This window comes from Marivirga arenosa (assembly GCF_030503875.2).
GTDB lineage: Bacteria > Bacteroidota > Bacteroidia > Cytophagales > Cyclobacteriaceae > Marivirga > Marivirga arenosa.
The window spans coordinates 3,809,170-3,827,889 of sequence record NZ_CP129968.2 but is presented as its reverse complement, the minus strand read 5'-3'; the positions used below and the strand labels follow the sequence as shown (position 1 = coordinate 3,827,889).

17 protein-coding genes are annotated in these 18,720 nt (G+C 33.9%); 11 read left to right on the top strand and 6 right to left on the bottom strand.

Annotated features, from left to right (window positions below; genetic code table 11):
- Window positions 1-18: 18 nt before the first annotated feature.
- Window positions 19-1,083, bottom strand: coding sequence for a VOC family protein (locus QYS47_RS16435; RefSeq protein WP_322347162.1), 1,065 nt, complete (start codon window positions 1,081-1,083; stop codon window positions 19-21).
- A 211-nt stretch (window positions 1,084-1,294) separates the two neighbouring features.
- Here QYS47_RS16435 and QYS47_RS16430 point away from each other — a divergent pair, with 211 nt between their 5' ends.
- Window positions 1,295-3,784, top strand: coding sequence for a M14 family metallopeptidase (locus tag QYS47_RS16430; protein ID WP_322347161.1), 2,490 nt, complete (start codon window positions 1,295-1,297; stop codon window positions 3,782-3,784).
- Between the two features lie 71 nt (window positions 3,785-3,855).
- Here QYS47_RS16430 and QYS47_RS16425 read toward each other — a convergent pair whose 3' ends face one another.
- Window positions 3,856-4,809 carry an NAD-dependent epimerase/dehydratase family protein gene (locus QYS47_RS16425; protein WP_322347160.1) on the bottom strand — a complete coding sequence of 318 codons (954 nt, stop codon included), beginning with the start codon at window positions 4,807-4,809 and terminating at the stop codon, window positions 3,856-3,858.
- A gap of 193 nt (window positions 4,810-5,002) precedes the next feature.
- Here QYS47_RS16425 and hemA point away from each other — a divergent pair, with 193 nt between their 5' ends.
- The 7 genes from hemA to QYS47_RS16390 all read left to right on the top strand — a co-directional run bounded on the left by hemA (window position 5,003) and on the right by QYS47_RS16390 (window position 11,791).
- Complete coding sequence (hemA, locus tag QYS47_RS16420; protein WP_308355667.1) at window positions 5,003-6,271, top strand: glutamyl-tRNA reductase; 1,269 nt, start codon at window positions 5,003-5,005, stop codon at window positions 6,269-6,271.
- 65 nt (window positions 6,272-6,336) lie between these two features.
- Complete coding sequence (locus QYS47_RS16415; protein ID WP_302122729.1) at window positions 6,337-6,468, top strand: hypothetical protein; 132 nt, start codon at window positions 6,337-6,339, stop codon at window positions 6,466-6,468.
- A 29-nt stretch (window positions 6,469-6,497) separates the two neighbouring features.
- Window positions 6,498-7,172: a porin family protein gene (locus QYS47_RS16410; protein ID WP_322347159.1), complete on the top strand. Its 675-nt coding sequence runs from the start codon at window positions 6,498-6,500 to the stop codon at window positions 7,170-7,172.
- A gap of 61 nt (window positions 7,173-7,233) precedes the next feature.
- Window positions 7,234-8,385, top strand: coding sequence for a M23 family metallopeptidase (locus QYS47_RS16405; RefSeq protein ID WP_302122734.1), 1,152 nt, complete (start codon window positions 7,234-7,236; stop codon window positions 8,383-8,385).
- Between the two features lie 51 nt (window positions 8,386-8,436).
- Window positions 8,437-9,084 (top strand): DsbA family protein, encoded by a 648-nt coding sequence (locus QYS47_RS16400; RefSeq protein ID WP_308355671.1) that lies wholly within the window; start codon window positions 8,437-8,439, stop codon window positions 9,082-9,084.
- Between the two features lie 165 nt (window positions 9,085-9,249).
- Window positions 9,250-10,995 carry an aspartate--tRNA ligase gene (gene aspS, locus QYS47_RS16395; protein WP_322347158.1) on the top strand — a complete coding sequence of 582 codons (1,746 nt, stop codon included), beginning with the start codon at window positions 9,250-9,252 and terminating at the stop codon, window positions 10,993-10,995.
- Between the two features lie 100 nt (window positions 10,996-11,095).
- Window positions 11,096-11,791 carry a DUF6962 family protein gene (locus QYS47_RS16390; protein ID WP_302122743.1) on the top strand — a complete coding sequence of 232 codons (696 nt, stop codon included), beginning with the start codon at window positions 11,096-11,098 and terminating at the stop codon, window positions 11,789-11,791.
- On the opposite strand, the gene QYS47_RS16385 is transcribed toward QYS47_RS16390, so the two are convergent.
- The 4 genes from QYS47_RS16385 to QYS47_RS16370 all read right to left on the bottom strand — a co-directional run bounded on the left by QYS47_RS16385 (window position 11,739) and on the right by QYS47_RS16370 (window position 14,556).
- Complete coding sequence (locus QYS47_RS16385) at window positions 11,739-12,482, bottom strand: ZIP family metal transporter (RefSeq protein WP_322347157.1); 744 nt, start codon at window positions 12,480-12,482, stop codon at window positions 11,739-11,741. The genes QYS47_RS16390 and QYS47_RS16385 overlap by 53 nt on opposite strands.
- Window positions 12,479-13,219: a class I SAM-dependent methyltransferase gene (locus QYS47_RS16380; protein ID WP_322347156.1), complete on the bottom strand. Its 741-nt coding sequence runs from the start codon at window positions 13,217-13,219 to the stop codon at window positions 12,479-12,481. The genes QYS47_RS16385 and QYS47_RS16380 overlap by 4 nt, the downstream gene beginning before the upstream one ends.
- The gene (locus tag QYS47_RS16375; protein WP_302122747.1) at window positions 13,219-14,259 is read right to left on the bottom strand and encodes an FAD:protein FMN transferase; all 1,041 of its coding nucleotides are present in this window, start codon (window positions 14,257-14,259) and stop codon (window positions 13,219-13,221) included. Before QYS47_RS16375 ends, QYS47_RS16380 begins: the two co-directional genes overlap by 1 nt.
- Before the next feature lie 111 nt (window positions 14,260-14,370).
- Window positions 14,371-14,556 (bottom strand): hypothetical protein, encoded by a 186-nt coding sequence (locus tag QYS47_RS16370; RefSeq protein ID WP_302122749.1) that lies wholly within the window; start codon window positions 14,554-14,556, stop codon window positions 14,371-14,373.
- 151 nt (window positions 14,557-14,707) lie between these two features.
- Between QYS47_RS16370 and QYS47_RS16365 the strand changes: the two genes are divergently transcribed.
- Genes QYS47_RS16365 through QYS47_RS16355 form a run of 3 tightly spaced genes read left to right on the top strand, consistent with a single transcriptional unit; the run spans window position 14,708 to window position 18,716 of the window.
- Complete coding sequence (locus QYS47_RS16365; protein ID WP_322347155.1) at window positions 14,708-16,168, top strand: BatD family protein; 1,461 nt, start codon at window positions 14,708-14,710, stop codon at window positions 16,166-16,168.
- Between the two features lie 23 nt (window positions 16,169-16,191).
- Window positions 16,192-17,268, top strand: coding sequence for a chorismate synthase (gene aroC, locus QYS47_RS16360; protein ID WP_308355678.1), 1,077 nt, complete (start codon window positions 16,192-16,194; stop codon window positions 17,266-17,268).
- Window positions 17,268-18,716 carry a dicarboxylate/amino acid:cation symporter gene (locus QYS47_RS16355; protein WP_322347154.1) on the top strand — a complete coding sequence of 483 codons (1,449 nt, stop codon included), beginning with the start codon at window positions 17,268-17,270 and terminating at the stop codon, window positions 18,714-18,716. The genes aroC and QYS47_RS16355 overlap by 1 nt, the downstream gene beginning before the upstream one ends.
- Window positions 18,717-18,720 lie beyond the last annotated feature (4 nt).

Sequence of the window (18,720 nt, the reverse complement as noted above, 5' to 3'; positions counted from 1 at the left end):
CCCAAAAGGAGCTTTTACTTAATCTTTAACTTCACTAAGGCCCATTGCTTTCAGCATGAACTTTGGTAATGGTTTTTTCGGATCTCTTTTTTGAAGATTCAAATACCAACCAATTTTTTTCATAATTGGAACTTTGTGCGTTTCAACAAACTCTATTAAGGCACCATCAGGATCTTCAATATAAGTAAAATGACCAGCTGCCTCACCCATGTCAAAACTATTTGCTGAATCTACAGTGAAAGGGAATCCATTAGACTCACATTCTTCTTTTAGTGCCTGCATACCATTTACATCATAGCATAAATGAATATATCCTAAGTCACCCCAAAATCTATCTTCAAATATTTTCTTTGGTTTTCTATTTAATGCAACAACCAATTCAATTTCCGAAGCACCTAATAATGGACTGAATGCTCCTTCTCTTGGTTTGCTGTGGCGAAGAAGAACTCTTCTAACTTTTTTATCACCACCTGGAACACCTTTTAAATCCTCAAAAACTCCTTCTTCATCATAAAATACTGTATCGTAACCTAATATATCAGAATAAAGCTTTTTAGCCTTGTCTATATCTGTTACTCCTATTATGGCACCATTTGGTCCTCCAGGTAAATCAGTTTTTCTTTTTTGAAACCATGAGTCAGAGGTTACAATTTGGAAAATGTTATCCCATGGGTCTTTTACGAAAAATGTAGGTTTGCCGTAAGGGTCATTTTGTAAATCACCTAAAACATTTAATCCTCTTTTATTAAATAGTTCATAAGTAGCCTCAACATTTTTACTTTTCATTTTAGCAATATTGATTCCTAGGTCACCTAATTGAGGTTCGAACTGTGGCGCTTCAGGAGTTCGGGAGGTATATTGCCATATTTCAAAACCGCCCCCACCTTGCATATTGATAGCTAAAATAGCATGTCTGCTTCTTGGTTCACCACCAGTATAGGGAAGCATTAATGCTGCTTCAGCGGCCTCTTCAAATACTGGAACACTCATTCCAAAATTTTGTCTATACCATTTAAAAGCAGCATGTACATCAGATACACCTATACCGATTTGTTGAATCCCACTTATTATTTTACTACTCATGATTAATCAATTTTCAAATTTTGGCTAAAATAATGGAAATCAATGAAACAGAGTGTGCTTGTGTTTAAATTTATTAGATGAGTTTTCCAATGAGTGGGAATATCTACCACTTAAACTAAACAAATGTGATTTCTGAATCATTTGTTAATTGATTTAGTAAAAATCAATGTAAATTGGATTGAAAATTAATCTGTAACTAACTTTTCTAAATATGAGAAAGATTTTTATTCTTCTACTTTTTATTTCTTCACAAATACTGATTGGCCAGGATATTAAAAGTCCAGCTGAGATGTTAGGCTACAAATTAGGTGATAAGTTTACTTTTCACCACCAAGTGGTGGATTACTTCAAGTATTTATCTGAGTCTTCAGATCAGATGAAATTAGTTCAATATGGAGAAACCTATGAAGGCAGGCCTTTATACTATGCCGTTATTTCATCGGTTGAAAACTTGCAAAAGTTGGATGAAATAAGAGAAGCAAATGTAGCTCAAACAGGATTGACTGGTTCTCAATCAAGCGCTGCCAATACCGCTATGGTTTGGTTAAGCTATAATATTCATGGAAATGAGGCTTCTTCAACTGAGGCTTCAATGAAGACTGCTTATGAATTACTTACAGGAGGGATGGACAGTGAGAGTTGGCTAGAAAACACGGTTGTTATTATGGATCCTTGCGTAAATCCCGATGGTAGAGATCGATATGCGAATTTCTACAGAAGATATGGAGCAAAGGATTTTAATCCGAATTTAGATGCTGTAGAACATGATGAGCCATGGCCAGGTGGGAGACCAAACCATTATTTGTTTGATTTAAATAGGGATTGGGCTTGGCAAACACAAGCCGAATCAAAAGCTAGAATGAAGGCTTATCATGAATGGATGCCGCATATTCATGTTGATTTTCACGAGCAATCTATCAACAGCCCATATTATTTTGCACCAGCAGCAGAACCATTGCATGAAGTAATTACCGATTGGCAAAAGGATTTTCAGACTCAAATTGGTCAAAACCATGCAAAGTATTTTGATCAGAACAATTGGTTGTATTTCACAAGAGAACGTTTTGATCTCTTCTACCCTAGCTATGGTGATACTTACCCAACCTTTAATGGTGCAATAGGAATGACCTATGAGCAAGCAGGTAATGGGAGAGCTGGATTGGGAGCCTTAACTAATTTAGGAGATACTCTAACCTTAAAAGATAGACTTGAGCACCATTATACCACGGGGATGAGTACCATAGAAATTGCATCTAAAAATGCCTCAAAGCTGAATAATGAATTTAGAAAATATTTTAACCGTAATATAAATAATCCTCAGGATGAGTTTAAATCCTATGTGATTAAATGGGACGATCGAAAAAAGGATGATTTGAAAGCATTACTTTCCTTCTTAGAAAGTCAAAAAATTGAAGTTGGACAATTAGGTAAAAATCAAAGAATCAGTGGGTATAGCTATTTCAATAGATCGAATGTGAGTTATGAAAGCAATGAAATGGATTTATTGATTAGTTCATATCAGCCTAAATCTACTTTGATTCAAGCACTTTTTGACCCAAAACCGGATTACAGTGATTCCTTAACCTATGATATTACTGCATGGTCAATTCCTTATGCGTATGGACTTGAGACTATAGGTGTGAAAACTAAGCTGATACCAAAATCACTTGAGGTAGAAGAGTTTGATTCAAAACAATTGCTTAATGCTTATGCTTACGGAGTAAAGTGGAATTCTTTCAATTCAGCTCAGTTTTTAGCTGAGGCAATGAAAAGAAATATAAAAGTAAGAGTAGCTTATAAAAACTTGAAGTTTGATCAGGTTGAATTTAATAAGGGGAGTTTGATTATTACGAGAACTAATAATGAAACCATTTATGACTTGAGCGAACACCTAAGTGAAATGTCTGAGGAGTTTGATGTAGAAGTATATCCTATTTCAACTGGTTTTGCTGATAAGATTTACGATATAGGATCCACTGAAATTCAATTTGTAAAAGCACCAAAAATTGCAGTTTTAATGGATGAGGGTGTTTCCTCATTAGCTTATGGTGAAATTTGGCATTTTTTCGAGCAGTCATTAGATTATCCAATCAATAGCATAAGAACTGGCAGTTTTAATAGAGTAAACCTTTCTGATTATGATCAAATTATTTTGCCTTCTGGCAGATACAGAGATTTTTCTGAAGATGATGTGAATAGATTGAAGGATTTTGCAAAAGCTGGAGGGAAATTAATTGTAATGGGTTCCGCAGTTTCTTTATTTGCCGATGAAGAAAAAGGAGATTTACAGTCTAAGGAAGAGGAGGAAAAAGAAGAGATCTTGGCTGTTTACGAAAATGCAGAAAGAGAACAATTGTCAAGTAGTATCTTCGGAGCAATTTATGATGTGACGCTGGATGTTTCTCATCCATTAGCTTTCGGCTTAGATTCTCAATATTTCAGTTTAAAAACTTCAGGAAGTGCATACGAATATTTAAAGAATGGCTGGAATGTTGGCGTGATTAAAAATAGTAACAGCCATATTGCAGGATTTGCTGGTTTCAAGGCGAATGAATTACAATCAGAAAGTATGGTATTTGGAGTTGAGTCAACTGGAAGAGGCGAAATTGTTTATATGATGGATGATCCTCTTTTCAGAGCTTTCTGGTATAAAGGCAAGATGTTAATGTCGAACGCCCTTTTTATGGTAGGGAATGACTAAATAAAAAGCCCCGCTAATCTAAAGTTCGCGGGGCTTTTAACTTCTAATATGTGTCTAGTCTTGAAATAGAATTAAAATTCATATGCTGGAAGTTTTTTCAAAATATCTTCAACCATATCTTCCAAAGTGAATTTTGGTTTCCAATTCCAATCTTTTTGAGCCTGAGAATCATCAATACTATTAGGCCAGGTATCCGCAATTTTTTGTCTGTAATCTACTTTATAAGATATTTTAAAATCAGGATGATGTTTTTTTATCACTTCATAAATATCTTTTGGGGTAAAACTTAAAGCTCCTAAGTTGTAGCTTGATCTTACAGTGATGCTATCAGCAGGTGCTTGCATTAAATCAATGGTAGCTTTAATGGCATCTGGCATGTACATCATAGGTAGATAAGAATCTTCTCTTAAATAACATTCAAAATCCTCGCCATTTAACGCTTTATGGAAGATGTCAACAGCATAATCGGTAGTGCCACCACCTGGTAAAGATTTATATCCAATTAATCCAGGGTATCTTAAGCTTCTTACATCAAGTCCGTATTTTTCATGATAATACGCGCACCATCTTTCTCCGGCTAATTTGCTAATTCCATATACCGTATTAGGATCCATTACACAATCTTGAGGTGTATTATCTACAGGAGAATTAGGTCCAAAAACAGCTATGGAACTTGGCCAATAAATTTTAGATAATTTCTTTTCTCTGGCAACCTCCAATACATTAAGCAAACTTTGCATATTTAGGTCCCAGGCAAAGATTGGGTTTTGCTCACCTTTAGCCGATAGGATAGCTGCAAGCATATAAATTTCAGTTACATGATATTGATCGACAATTTTAGCTAAGCTATCAGCATCCATTACATCAAGCTGCTCAAATGGTTCATTAGGAAGGGGAGCTTTTTTAGGTGCTCTTATGTCTGATGCAATAACATTTGTACTCCCATAAATAGCTCTTAATTCTGAAGTTAGCTCAGTTCCTAACTGTCCGTTTGCTCCTATTACTAATATCGTATTCGTTTCCATTTGTAAAATTTTGCACGAATTTCGTTATTTTATTTTGCTAAAAAAATAATTGGAATCAATTGGCGAAATTTTGTGTTAAATGGTCGTAAAAATTAGCTTGTCTTATTTAGAAAAAAAATAAATAAGCAGAACAACTTACATCTATTTTAATTACTGTTACTTAAAGGCTATTTTTGCGTATTCATTCAACACTATGAAAGAAAATTTTAAAGCAATAAGTCTATCTTTCAAAAATGCTCCTATTGAAATAAGAGAGCAGGTTTCATTAAGCGATGAAGCTATAGGTAGATTATTGAATTATTTTAAGGAATATACAGCAGTTTCTGATGTAATGGTATTATCTACCTGCAACAGAACAGAGGTGTATTATTTTAGTGAAGAAGAATTGTCAGAGGATATCATTAAACTGATTGGTATTGAAAAAGGTATTAGTGATTTCGAATCATTCAAACCTTATTTCGAAATCATTAATGATCATATTAAAGCTGTTCAAAGAATTTTCAGGGTTTCCATGGGCTTAGAAGCTCAGGTTGTTGGGGATATTCAAATTTCAAATCAGGTTAAAAGAGCATACCAGCAATCTGCTGATTTACAATTGGCCGGTCCATTCCTGCATCGATTAATGCATACTATCTTCTTCACGAATAAGAGAGTAGTACAAGAAACACCTTTTAGAGATGGAGCCGCATCAGTATCTTATGCAGCCACTGAATTAGTTAAAACGCTTACTTTAGACATTAAAAACCCAAGAGTTTTAGTAGTTGGTGTTGGGGAGATAGGTGAAGATGTTTGTAGAAATTTAGTAGGTGAGAATAGATTTTCAGTTAAAATAACCAATAGAACAGAAGAAAAAGCACAGCAACTTGCTGCTGAGTGTAATTTTGATGTTCATCCATTTACTGAATTGTGGGATGGTGTTGATGAAGCAGATGTAATCATTTCATCTGTTGGTGCACCTGAACCAATATTTACAAAGGAAAAAGTAGATGCATTAGACATCTTAAGTTTTAAATATTTTATCGATTTATCTGTCCCTCGTTCTGTTAGCAATGAAGTAGAGGAAAATCCTGCTGCATTAGTTTACAATGTCGATAGTGTTAGAAGTAAAGCGGACGAGGCTCTAGAAAAAAGAATTAATGCTATTTCTCAGGTAGAAGAAATCATTGAAGAGTCAATGGAGGAATTCAATGATTGGTCAAAAGAAATGGCCGTTTCTCCTACTATCAATAATCTTAAGAATGCATTAGAGCAGATCAGACAGGAGGAGATGGCTCGTTATCTTAAGGATATAGAAAAAGAAGACTGCAAAATAGTGGATAAGGTAACCAAAAGCATGATGCAGAAAATCTTAAAATTACCTGTACTTCAATTAAAAGCTGCATGCAAAAGAGGAGAGGAAGAGACTTTGATCGGAGTATTGAATGATTTATTTAATCTTGAAAAAGATACTGCCAAAAAGTAATTCAATATTGCTTGTAGGATAAATCCTTATCATATATTTTTGCCAATAATTAAAAAGAAAAAGAAATGTTTTACGATATACCAGTAACAGAAGGAGCCAATACTTTTTTTTGGATTTTAGTGACCTTAGTAGGTTTAGTTAATGCTGTAGCTTTCATTGACAAAAGAAATACAGACAAAGAAAATTCAGAATCATAATATTTCTGAATTTGAAAAGTTTAAGTAGTATGAAAATAGCACTCTCATTTTTCATACTTTTTTTATGTCTGAATTTTAACCTTCAGAGTCAGTCTTTCATTGGGATAAGGGGTGGCGTTAATATACCTGATGTGAACTTCAGCTCTTTTACGGGATCCAGAGGTCCAGTCATCACCAACTTCCGGGCAGCTTATTTTCTTGCTCCAACCTATGGTGTAACTTATCGCCACATGCAATCTGATAAGATTGGTGTCCAAGCGGATCTTAATTACACTACTAAAGGCTGGGGTCAAAATACATTAGATTTTACAAACACTTTTATAACTAGAATTCAGTATTTAGAGCTACCTATTTATTTGCATTGGCAATTTATTGGCTCTAAAAATTTCAAAGTATTTGTTAATGCAGGGGTTTATGTAGGTTGGGCATTAAGTGCAAATCAAACTATAGCCAATGATATTGACCTAATCCAAAATCAGATTGATTACAGTTTAGAGGATGATAATAGAGGGGATTTTGGCATAGCAGCAGGTCTTGGTGTCTCTTATGACTTTTCTATATTTATACTGCAATTAGATGGTAGCTTTAAGTCAGGATTTGCCAACATCTTACCAGTAAACCATTTCACAAAAGAAAACCCGAATATTTCAACTAATCAGGTTCCTTCAGCTCAAATTAGCTTATTGTTTCCAATTTCTAAGTAATAGGAAAAGCTAAATCACAACTATATTCTATTTTAAAAGTATATTTAATAAAGTTTAATTTATGAGGACTTTATTATCTACGCTAAGTTTTGTCATTATTACTTTAATGGTTTTTCAATCAGCTTCTGGGCAGGAAAAACCGATAAGCATAAGTTATGATAAATCAACTGATGGTTTTGAATTTTATGCTACTAACCATGAGCAGGTACCTTATAGTGTTAAAATCAATTTCCAAAAGCTTGATAACTTAAAATTAGATAACGCCAACAAAGAATTACAATTTACTGTGCCTCCCAATTCAAATGAAATTAAAATACTAGAATTAATGAAGGTTACAGAGAATCAAGGTACTTCATTTGACTTTAGCTACCTCTACACCATTGGTGATCCTTCATTGAAAGTGGATAAGGATTTTCCTTATTTATTACCTTATAAGCATGGTAAGAAAGTTAGGGTAGGGCAAGGAAATAATGGCTCTGGAACACATAAGGGAATCAATGCTATTGATTTCAATCTTGAAATCGGAGATTCAATTTATGCTGCAAGAAGTGGAATAGTGGTCGATGTTAAAGAAGATTCAAATAAAGGCGGTAATGGTCCTCAATTTGAGCCTTTTGGTAATTTTATAAAGGTGTATCATGAGGATGGAACTTTGGGTGACTATGTACATTTAGTAAAAAATGGAAGCCTTGTTAAAAAAGGAGATAGAATCGAAGAAGGTCAACTGATTGGAATTAGTGGAAATACGGGCTGGAGCTCTGGCCCCCATTTACATTTTATGGTGACACATAATAAGAACTTTCAAAGCATTACATTACCCATAAAGTTTCTGAATTATAAACAGGAGTTATTTATTCCAAGAGAATCAAAAAGTTATTACGCATTTCATCCTTCAAAAGGTAAATTTGAGGTAGAGGATGAAGAAAGTTTTAATGAAAAAGAATTTGAGACAAAAATGGAGATGTCTCAGCTTCGGAATAAAATAGAATTTACATCTGAAGAGTATGGTGAATTCTATTTGGTTTATGTAGATAACGGAATGAATAATGAAATGAGTGGGGTGCTCAAAATAAACTTGAATAATCTAATAAGTACTAAAGACCTACCATATAAATTCACTGTACCCGCTAAAACAAAAATGTATCTATTGGCTCTTAAGCCTGATGATGCATCATCTTCTTTTGGTTATCAGATTTCAGGTGAATTTCGATAAACAATTCTGAAGCTTTAAAAACTCTTCTGTTTCTAAAGCGTATGTAGCTACATGAAAAAAGCGAAATTATTATATTTTTATGATCCTCTCTGCGGATGGTGCTATGGCTTTAGTCCAGTAATTAAGAACTTGGAGGAAGAATACAAGGAAACAATACAGTTTGAAGCAATTAGTGGTGGAATGGTATTAGGTGATAGAGTTAAGCCTTTAAGTGAAATGAAAGATTATCTTAAAGAAGCTATGCCACGACTAGAAGAAATGACTGGTGTGAAATTTGGGGAGCCGTATTTGAAGGTTTTAGAAGAAGGAAGTTTAATACTTGATTCAGAATTGCCATGTATTGCGATGACAGTTTTTAAATCCATGACCAATAAGTCAAATATCCAGTTTGCTTCAACTTTACAATCTACTTTATATGATAAGGGTATCAGCTTAAATGAAGTAGAAAATTACCAATCTATGGCTGAAAAGTTTGATTTACCATGGGAAGTCTTTAAAGCGAAACTTGAAGATTCCACTTATAAAGAAAAGACATATCAAGAATTCCAATTAGGGCAGCAATCAGGGATTAATGGTTTTCCTTCAGTAGTTTTAATGGTAGAAAATCAAGCGTATTTAATTGCCAGAGGATTTAGACCTGAGAATGAATTGAAAAATGTAATTGAAGAAATTCTGAAAAAAGAAGAGCATACTTCATAACTATTAATGGAATATGAATTTTACAGAAGCGGTTTTATGCATTAATAATAACCGCTTTTTTATTTTTAGGAGAAACTAAATGTAAATTCACTTCTAAAATCCTCTTCAACAATTAGCCTAATTGCTTACCTTTGCCCTGAATTTTAATTAAGCAGACATTTTATCATGCATAGAACACATCATTGCGGAGAGTTAAGAATTGAAAATAAAGATCAACAAGTTGTATTAAGCGGTTGGGTTCAACGTGTCAGAAATAAAGGTGGATTATTATGGATTGACTTACGTGACCGTTATGGAATTACTCAACTTCTTTGTGAGGAAGGGAAAACGGATGAGGAAATCCTTAAAGTAGCTCGTAAAGTAGGACGTGAATTCGTTTTACAAGCAAAGGGAAAAGTACTAGAAAGATTCTCCAAAAATGATAAAATGCCAACTGGTGATATTGAAATTTTTGTAGAGGAATTAAAGATTTTAAATGCTGCAAAAACACCTCCATTCACCATTGAAGATGATACTGACGGTGGTGAGGAATTAAGAATGCAGTATCGTTATTTAGATTTAAGAAGACCAACTGTCAGAGAAAAACTGAAGTTGCGACACCAGTTAATGCAGGCCACCAGAAGATTTATGGATGGTGCTGGCTTCTTGGAAGTAGAAACACCTGTATTAATCAAATCAACTCCAGAAGGCGCAAGAGATTTTGTAGTGCCTTCTAGAGTGCATGAAGGAGAGTTTTACGCATTGCCACAATCACCTCAAACTTTTAAGCAGTTGTTAATGGTTTCTGGTTTTGATAAATATTTCCAGATCGTGAAATGTTTCCGTGATGAAGATTTAAGAGCTGATCGTCAACCTGAGTTTACCCAAATAGACTGTGAAATGTCTTTCGTGGAGCAAGAAGATATCTTAAACACTTTTGAAGAGATGGTAAAATATCTATTCAAAGAAGTGAAAGGTGTTGAAATAGGAGACTTTGAAAGAATGGACTACGCAAAGGCAATGAAACTTTATGGTTCTGATAAGCCTGATATTCGTTTTGGGATGCCATTTGTAGAATTAAATGAATTCGCTCAAGGAAAAGGCTTTAATGTTTTTGATCAAGCAGAATTAGTAGTTACGATTAATGTTGAAGGTGCAGCAGATTATACACGTAAACAACTAGATGCTTTAACAGACTATGTGAAGCGTCCTCAAATTGGAGCGAAAGGCTTAGTATATGTTAAATGTAATGAAGATGGATCTTTTAAATCTTCAGTTGATAAGTTTTACAGCCAGGAAGACCTTAAAGAATGGGCTGAGGCAGCAAATGCCAAAGCAGGTGATTTACTTTTAGTATTAAGTGGAGAAACTGCCCATACAAGAAAAGCTATGAATGAGCTTAGACTGAAAATGGGAAGCGATCTAGGCTTAAGAGATAAAAATGTATTTAAGCCACTTTGGGTTCTTGATTTTCCGCTTTTGGAATGGGATGAAGAAACAGAGAGGTTCCATGCTATGCACCATCCATTTACCAGTCCAAAACCAGAAGATATGGAATTGATTGAGACTGATCCAGGAAAGGTAAGAGCGAATGCATATGATATGGTCATCAATGGAGTTGAAATTGGTGGAGGCAGTATTAGAATTCATGATAAAGCACTTCAACAGAAGATGTTTAAAGCATTAGGTTTTACAGAAGAAGAAGCCCAAAAACAATTTGGGTTCTTGATGGAAGCATTTGAATATGGAGCTCCACCACATGGAGGTATTGCATTCGGATTTGATAGACTATGCGCTATGTTTGGTGGTTCTGATTCAATTCGCGATTATATTGCTTTCCCTAAGAATAATGCGGGAAGAGATGTTATGATTGATTCCCCTGCTACTATATCAGCGGAACAATTAAAGGAATTGCATTTGAGTATAAAATAATAATTAATATATTGTTCATCAGTTTAAATTTAACTGCAATAATTAGCCAGTCCGTTGGCTGGCTAATTATTGATTTATTATTACCGAATACCTCTTTAAATTGATTGAACACACCTATATTGAGTTTTTAGGATTAGAATTAGCAGATCCTTTAACATTTGTCAGTGATATTTTGATGGCTAGCTTTTGTGCTTTCTATGGTCATAAACTTTTTCATGAGCATAAAGCGAAGTATGCTAAACTTGCTTCTTTCTTTTTCCTATTTCTGGCTTGTTCTTCCTTTTTAGGAGGTAGTTCTCACCTTTTTGATCTTTATTTGGGGAAAACTCCTCACTTAATTGCATGGACAGTTCAAGGAGTTTCCATTTTATTATTTGAATTAGCTAGTCTTAAATTGCTAGCAGACTCCAAGTTTAAAATTTTCTTAAGAGCTGTGATTTTTGCTTTTTTTGGAATATTCATTTCTCAAATATTTTTTATTCAACATTTTGATGTAGTCAAAATGAATACCAGTATTGGGTTATTAGGGGTGGTTTCAATCATCCATATTTATAAATATTTTCAAGAGAGGAATAGAGCGTATTTAAATGTACCACTTGCTATTATTCTATTTGCTGGCCCTGCCTTAATCCATAGTTTTGGCATCAATTACAATAAATGGATTGATCAGAATGTAATCAGCCATATTTTGCTTTTACCTTGTTATTATCTTCTTTATACGGCTGTTAAGCAAGTTTCTGTTTCTAAAATGAAATCTCAGCTAATACGGCAACCATTGCCCCTAGAAGAGAAATAAATAGCTTTTTAAAGTTAAAACTATGGTCTGGACTGCTTTCAAAAAAGATAGTAGTTGAGATGTGTAGGAAATTACCAGATACTAAAGCGAATAAAATTATAAACACCTTATCAGAAAAAATCTGACTATCGTGAAGTAGGTGGCTTAAGCCTAATCCAGCAGGGCTAGCTAGACTGAATATAATCAAAATAATAACCGTTTTCCATTTTACTTTTAGATGGCATATAAGAACTGACATTAAGGCAAAAGCTGCTGGCATTTTATGCATTAAAATTCCTAAAAATATAGAATACGAACTTTCATTTGAGTGTATAGTGTCAGGATGAGCTAATAGAGTTCCCTCCAGAAATGCATGTATAAAAAGTGCGATTAATAAGCCAAGCCATTTATTTCTACCATGATTATGATGCTCTTCCATATTATGTAAATGGCCATGCTCTACTCCTTCAGAGAAATATTCTAAAATCACTTGGATAAAAAAGCCAGCCAATACAAATAAGCTAATAAAAGGAATGTCTTTACCTTCAGTAAATATTTCAGGTAAAATATGAATAACAGTTACTGAGAATAAATATGCACCTGCAAAAACTAAGGATAGTTTGAAAAACTGAGTTTTAATTTTAGGTATAAAAAACACCAAGTAGCCAGCTGCAAAAGTGAGCACAAAAAGTATTATAGAATTTACAATCATAGTTTTTTACAAATAAATATCATCCTGTCTGAGGAATCTTGATCATATGGTGATAGCGCATAATCACCTAAAGTTTCCAAGGGCATTAAATTCGCATTCCTGAAATATTCTAAAAATTTAATCCTTCTTAAAAAAGTTAGCTTTTCTTCAAAACAGTATTTTTTTTCTTCAAAATCGAATTCGATTTTCTTAATTAAATTTTCACCCTCTAAATGCTTTTGAATTTTGAATGCAGTGCCATCAATTATTTTAACCTCTTCAGATTCAAGTTCTTTAATTACTTTATATGGATTTAGAAAGTCTAACACTAAAATACCTTCTTGTTTCAGTGCTTTTGTAATAGCATTAATGGTATCCTGATTTTCTGAATCATTTTCAAAATATCCGAAGCTGGTGAAAAAGTTAAAGGCATAATCAAAAGATTCCTCTTTAAAGACTTTTCTCATATCGTGGAGATGGAAATGCAATTTATCATTTTCAAGCTTTTTTGCTTCATTTATATTGTTATCAGAATAATCAATACCCTCAACTTCACACCCTAACTTGTTCATGAAAATAGCATGTCTGCCCCTTCCACAAGCAACATCTAATATTTTACTTCCTTCTTTTATATTTAAATGATAAAAGAGATTTTGAACGAATTCCTTGGCCTCATTTTCATCTCTTTCCACATAAAGTTTATGGTAAAATGGCGAATTGAACCAATTGTAAAACCACTCTTTTTTTTGGGGAAACATTATTCAGTGATCAGGTTTTGGCTTAAATTTTCTGTACTGAATTGCTTTAAGTCGCCATTTTCATCTTCATAGATAAAGAATGCTTTTAAGTGTTTTTGCTTTTTTAAAATTGTTTTGGCCTTTTCTAAACCGGTAACCATAAATGCGGTTGACCAAGCATCAGCTTCCATACAGCTTGGCGCAACTACAGTAGCACTTATTATATCCCTTTGAATCGGGTATCCTGTTTTAGGATTAATGCTATGGCCATATTTTTTACCTTCATGAACAAAAAACTTTCTGTAATTTCCCGAAGTAGATATGGCTTCATTTTCAAGTTTAATAATCGCTACTCTTTTTGAGCTTTGATTTTGCTCTTGTTTTGGATCATCAATACCAATTGCCCATAAATCTCCTTTTTCATTTTTTCCAGCAACTCTTAATTCTCCTCCTAGCTCAATCATCATATTTTCAATACCTTTTGATTTGAGATAATCATATACAACATCTATAGAGTAGCCTTGTGCAATAGCGTTGAAATCAAGAGAAACTTTATCCTTTGTTTTAATCACTTGTTTTTCGTCAAATTCAATAAGGTCGAAGCCAACATATTGTTTTATATCTTCAATTTTACTGCTATCTGGAAAATCAACTGTTTTAGGTCCGAATCCCCAGGCTTCGATTAAGGGATATACAGTAGGATCGAAAGCACCTTCTGAGGCTTTATATATTTCTTCAGATTTCTTTAAAACGGGATAAAAGAATTCACTTTTATAAGTTAAGCTGTCATTTTCATTGAATTCAGCAATTTCGGAATTGCTCACATAAGTGGATAAGCTCAAGTCAAACTGATGAAGAATTGAATCAATATCATTTTTTAAATTTCTTTTTTTAGGATCTAAATAGTTGATGTTATAGGTAGTTCCTTGAGCATCACCTGCTATAAAAATATATGCCTCTTGGCTTTCCTCATCCTTGTCATTATTTCTGAAAAACCATACAGCAGCAACAAGTGCAATTAGTATCAGTGAATAGATTGAGTTTTTTGTTCTGTTTGTCATCTTTGAATGATTTGAAGCAAAATTAAATTAAATGCAACTCAATTGCGAATAGATTGAGTAATTTTATGAAGGGAAATAAAAAAGCCTCCTTAAGTGGAGGCCATCTATATATTAAGCAGTTTGAAAATGTTTGTTTAAAATATCATGGTACATCGAACTAAAATTACGATAACACCAATCTTTTAAAATGTTTAGCTCATGTTCAACTAACAGAGCAATAGCTTTGGTTAATTCTTTTTCAAATAATCTTCTATCGAAACTTACTTTTGAAAGAATTGATTTAACGTAATCTAACATAGCTATTATGGTTTGAGTTGTAGAAAAACTTAATTAAAAGAACTTACTTTTTTAAAGTATCTGAAAATACTAAAATTTTATAAAAATCGAAAATTAAACACTAATTTTAACGTTCGATTGTGTAAAGTATTTGACAAGAAATACGAGGAAGATGATGACAAGGTTATTTAAAATTTTACTATTATTTTTTATCACATTTTTATCAGCTGCAATAGCTCAATCTCAGGATATTTCTATTGAATTAGGTCCTGATGAAATAGCGCTAAATGAGGCTTTTACTATTACTATTAAAGTGGAGGGAGAGACTTTGAAATCGTATGATAAGTTTCCCGATATAGAGGGGTTGGTGAAAAGAGGAACCTCCAGCAGTTCATCGACCAATATTTTTAATGGTCAGGTTACTAGAAGCCAAAGTATTACGCAAACTTATATTCCTGAAAAACAAGGAATCATCAATATCAGACCATTTAATATTAATGTGAATGGGAAGCTTATAAGCTCCCCAGGAAAAAGTGTGAAAGTAGGGCCAGCAAAACAACAAAATAGAAATCGTAGATACGATCCCTTTGGAAGCGATCCCTTTGAAGACTTTTTTGGGAGAAGGGATGAACCTGAAGAATTCGTGGATTTAAAAGAGGATGCTTTTTTTGCGTTGACTACTGATAAAAATGAAGTTTATGTAGGGGAAGGAGTAAATACAACTTTAGCATTTTATGTCTCTACTGAAAATAGAGCACCTCTTCAATTTCATGATCTTACCAATCAGTTAACAGATATTTTAAATAAAATCAGACCTAATAATGTGTGGGAAGAGAATTTTAATATTGAGAATATCTCGGCTGAGCCTGTAAACATAGGAGGAAAAAGATATAGTGTCTATAAAATATTTCAAGCTACCTTTTTTCCATTAGGTGCACAGGATATCGAATTTCCGAGTGTAGGACTGGAAATGATAAAATATAAAGTAGCTAAGAATAGAAGTTTTTTTGGACAAAATAGAAAAGAAAGTTTCAAGACCTTTTATTCTAAGCCTAAAAAAGTAAAAGTGAAGCCTCTTCCAGATCATCCTTTGAAGGATCAAGTTTCGGTTGGAAATTATAAACTATCTGAAAAAATCAGTTCTACTGAATTAAATACGGGAGAAAGCTTTCAATATGAATTTAGAGTTAGAGGAATTGGTAATATTTCAGGTATTGCTGAGCCTCAAATTAGTAAAGAAGAAGAGCTGGAAGTTTATTCACCTAATATAACGGAAAATATAACCCGTGGAGGAGTGTCAGTAACAGGTTCTAAAGCATTTAACTATTATGTCATTCCTAAAGAGCCAGGTGAATACGATCTGTCTGATTATTTTCAATTTATATTCTTTAATACGGCTACAGATAAATATGATACTTTAAAGTCTAGATATAATTTGAACATTAAAGGAGAAAGCATGGCCAATGTAAATATAGAACAAGCTTCATCTGATGGATTGTTTTATGATAGGATAGGTGAGGTTTCAAACGATTTACAGTCGTTAAAAGCCACTGATGTGTGGAAATGGGTATTTAATATATTTCTTATAGTCGCTTTTTCAGTTTCATTGTTCTTCTTGCTGAAAAAATCCTAAATTGCGCTTCAATTTTTAAATAAATGAGCAATAGTTTCGGGAAAATCTTCAATATCACTACCTATGGTGAGTCTCATGGCGTTGGAATAGGCGTTATTATAGACGGCTGTCCAGCAGGAGTTGAGATTGATGAGAATTTATTAAAAACCGAAATGCAGAGAAGAAAACCTGGCCAATCAAAAATCACAACACAAAGGAAAGAGGAAGATGAAGTTGAGATTTTGTCAGGTGTTTTTGAAGGACTGACTACAGGTACACCTATTGCACTGAGCATAAGAAATACTAATCAAAAAAGTAAGGATTACTCTCATATAAAGGATAGTTACAGACCATCTCATGCTGATTTTACTTACCAGGAAAAATATGGTGTTCGAGATTATAGAGGGGGTGGAAGAAGTTCTGCCAGAGAAACAGCCGCTAGGGTTGCAGCAGGAGCTATTGCAAAAATGTATTTAAAGAAATATGGCATTGATATTTCAGCTTATGTGTCTCAGGTAGGAAGTTTAAAACTTGAGAAGCACTATTTAGAAATGGATTTAAAACTAGCAGAAGAGAATATAGTTCGTTGTCCTGATCCTGAGATGGCTGAAAAAATGATACAGCATATTGATGAAACACGCAAAAATCGTGATACCATAGGTGGGATTGTGAGTTGTGTGATAAACGAAGTGCCAATTGGATTAGGAGAACCAGTTTTCGATAAGCTACATGCAGTGCTAGGGCAGGCAATGTTAAGTATTAATGCTGTAAAAGGATTTGAATACGGTAGTGGTTTTGAAGGAGTGAAAATGTATGGATCTCAACATAATGATGCATTTCAATCTGAGGATGGGAAAGTAACCACTTCAACTAATCATTCCGGAGGTATTCAAGGAGGAATTTCGAATGGTCAGGACATTTATTTTAATGTAGCATTTAAACCCATTGCTACTATAATGAATGATCAGGAGAGTATAGATAAAGATGGAAACAAAGTGACAGTAAAAGGAAAAGGAAGACATGATCCATGTGTAGTGCCCAGGGCAGTGCCTATAGTGGAAGCCATGGCTGCTTTAACGATTGCTGATTTCATGTTAAGGGCTAAAACGAATAAAATTTAATGAAGAAATTACCATTACATATCAGAATCATAATTGGTCTGATTTTAGGGATTATTTGGGCATTTATTTCTAGTTATTTAGGATGGAACCAATTTACAATTGATTGGATAGATCCATTCGGTACAATTTTTATTAGAATATTAAAGGCAATTGCAGTTCCATTGGTATTGCTTTCTATTATAAGTGGCGTATCAAGCTTAACTGATATTAATAGATTAGGAAAGTTAGGTCTGAAAACAATCGTTTTCTATTTAATGTCAACAGTAATTGCTGTTGGCATTGGATTAACACTTGTGAATGTAGTGAAGCCCGGCAAATTTGTAAATGAAGAACAAAGGGTTAAAAACAGAATTAAATATGAACTATGGGTTAGTGAAAATCCTGATGTACCACAGCCAAAGGACGGAAGATCTTTCTTAAAAGAGCAACAATATCAAGATTTGGTTAATTCTGCTATGAAAGAAGGGACTTTAGATTCATTGAAAAATACAGAAAGTTCTAATGAAAGGGTAAATCAGCTTTCTAAATCTGCAGATCAAACTAAAAATCAAGGACCATTGAAATTCTTTGTGGATATGGTTCCAGAAAATGTATTTGGGGCTTTCAGCAGTAATGCTAACATGTTGCAGGTTATTTTCTTTGCAATATTTTTTGGAATATGCTTAGCAATGCTTCCTAATAGAAAAGTAAGTGGGGTAATCGATTTTGTAAACGGTGCGAATGAGGTTATCCTTAAGATGGTGGATATCATCATGAAAGCGGCTCCGTTTTTCGTATTCGCTTTGTTAGCCGGAGTGATCGCCAAAATGGCGGATACACCAGCTCAGGTTTTACAGATCTTTAAAGGCCTAGGAAGTTATTCAATTACCTTATTAGTGGGTTTACTGTTTATGATATTTGTGCTGTATCCATTGATTGTACATGCGTTTATCAAAAAACTTAGCTATAGAGAATTCTTAAAAAGAATAAGTCCAGCTCAATTCTTGGCATTTTCTACTTCCAGTAGTGCTGCAACACTGCCAGTTACTATGGAGTGTGTAGAAGAGAATATGGGAGCCTCAAAGAAGATAAGTAGTTTTGTGCTTCCTATAGGAGCTACAGTGAATATGGATGGTACTAGTATGTATCAAGCCATCGCAGTTGTATTCTTAGCTCAGCTGCATATGGTTGATCTAACGTTAGGACAGCAATTAACCATTGTGTTAACGGCAACTTTAGCATCCATTGGTTCAGCTGCTGTTCCTAGTGCTGGTTTAGTAATGATGATTATCGTATTAAACTCTGTTGGATTGAATCCAGCATGGGTAGCGATCATCTTCCCAGTAGATAGAATTTTAGATATGTTTAGAACCGTAGTGAACGTTACTGGCGATGCTACTGTTTCTACATTAATTGCGAAGTCTGAAGGTGAACTAAAAGTGCCAAAAGACGTTCCAGCAAATAAATAAATTA

Coding starts and splice junctions, on each gene's coding strand:
- QYS47_RS16435 (WP_322347162.1), bottom strand. CDS start 1,083: ATGAGTAGTAAAATAATAAGTGGGATTCAACAAATCGGTATAGGTGTA.
- QYS47_RS16430 (WP_322347161.1), top strand. CDS start 1,295: ATGAGAAAGATTTTTATTCTTCTACTTTTTATTTCTTCACAAATACTG.
- QYS47_RS16425 (WP_322347160.1), bottom strand. CDS start 4,809: ATGGAAACGAATACGATATTAGTAATAGGAGCAAACGGACAGTTAGGA.
- hemA (WP_308355667.1), top strand. CDS start 5,003: ATGAAAGAAAATTTTAAAGCAATAAGTCTATCTTTCAAAAATGCTCCT.
- QYS47_RS16415 (WP_302122729.1), top strand. CDS start 6,337: ATGTTTTACGATATACCAGTAACAGAAGGAGCCAATACTTTTTTTTGG.
- QYS47_RS16410 (WP_322347159.1), top strand. CDS start 6,498: ATGAAAATAGCACTCTCATTTTTCATACTTTTTTTATGTCTGAATTTT.
- QYS47_RS16405 (WP_302122734.1), top strand. CDS start 7,234: ATGAGGACTTTATTATCTACGCTAAGTTTTGTCATTATTACTTTAATG.
- QYS47_RS16400 (WP_308355671.1), top strand. CDS start 8,437: ATGAAAAAAGCGAAATTATTATATTTTTATGATCCTCTCTGCGGATGG.
- aspS (WP_322347158.1), top strand. CDS start 9,250: ATGCATAGAACACATCATTGCGGAGAGTTAAGAATTGAAAATAAAGAT.
- QYS47_RS16385 (WP_322347157.1), bottom strand. CDS start 12,482: ATGATTGTAAATTCTATAATACTTTTTGTGCTCACTTTTGCAGCTGGC.
- QYS47_RS16380 (WP_322347156.1), bottom strand. CDS start 13,219: ATGTTTCCCCAAAAAAAAGAGTGGTTTTACAATTGGTTCAATTCGCCA.
- QYS47_RS16375 (WP_302122747.1), bottom strand. CDS start 14,259: ATGACAAACAGAACAAAAAACTCAATCTATTCACTGATACTAATTGCA.
- QYS47_RS16370 (WP_302122749.1), bottom strand. CDS start 14,556: ATGTTAGATTACGTTAAATCAATTCTTTCAAAAGTAAGTTTCGATAGA.
- QYS47_RS16365 (WP_322347155.1), top strand. CDS start 14,708: ATGATGACAAGGTTATTTAAAATTTTACTATTATTTTTTATCACATTT.
- aroC (WP_308355678.1), top strand. CDS start 16,192: ATGAGCAATAGTTTCGGGAAAATCTTCAATATCACTACCTATGGTGAG.
- QYS47_RS16355 (WP_322347154.1), top strand. CDS start 17,268: ATGAAGAAATTACCATTACATATCAGAATCATAATTGGTCTGATTTTA.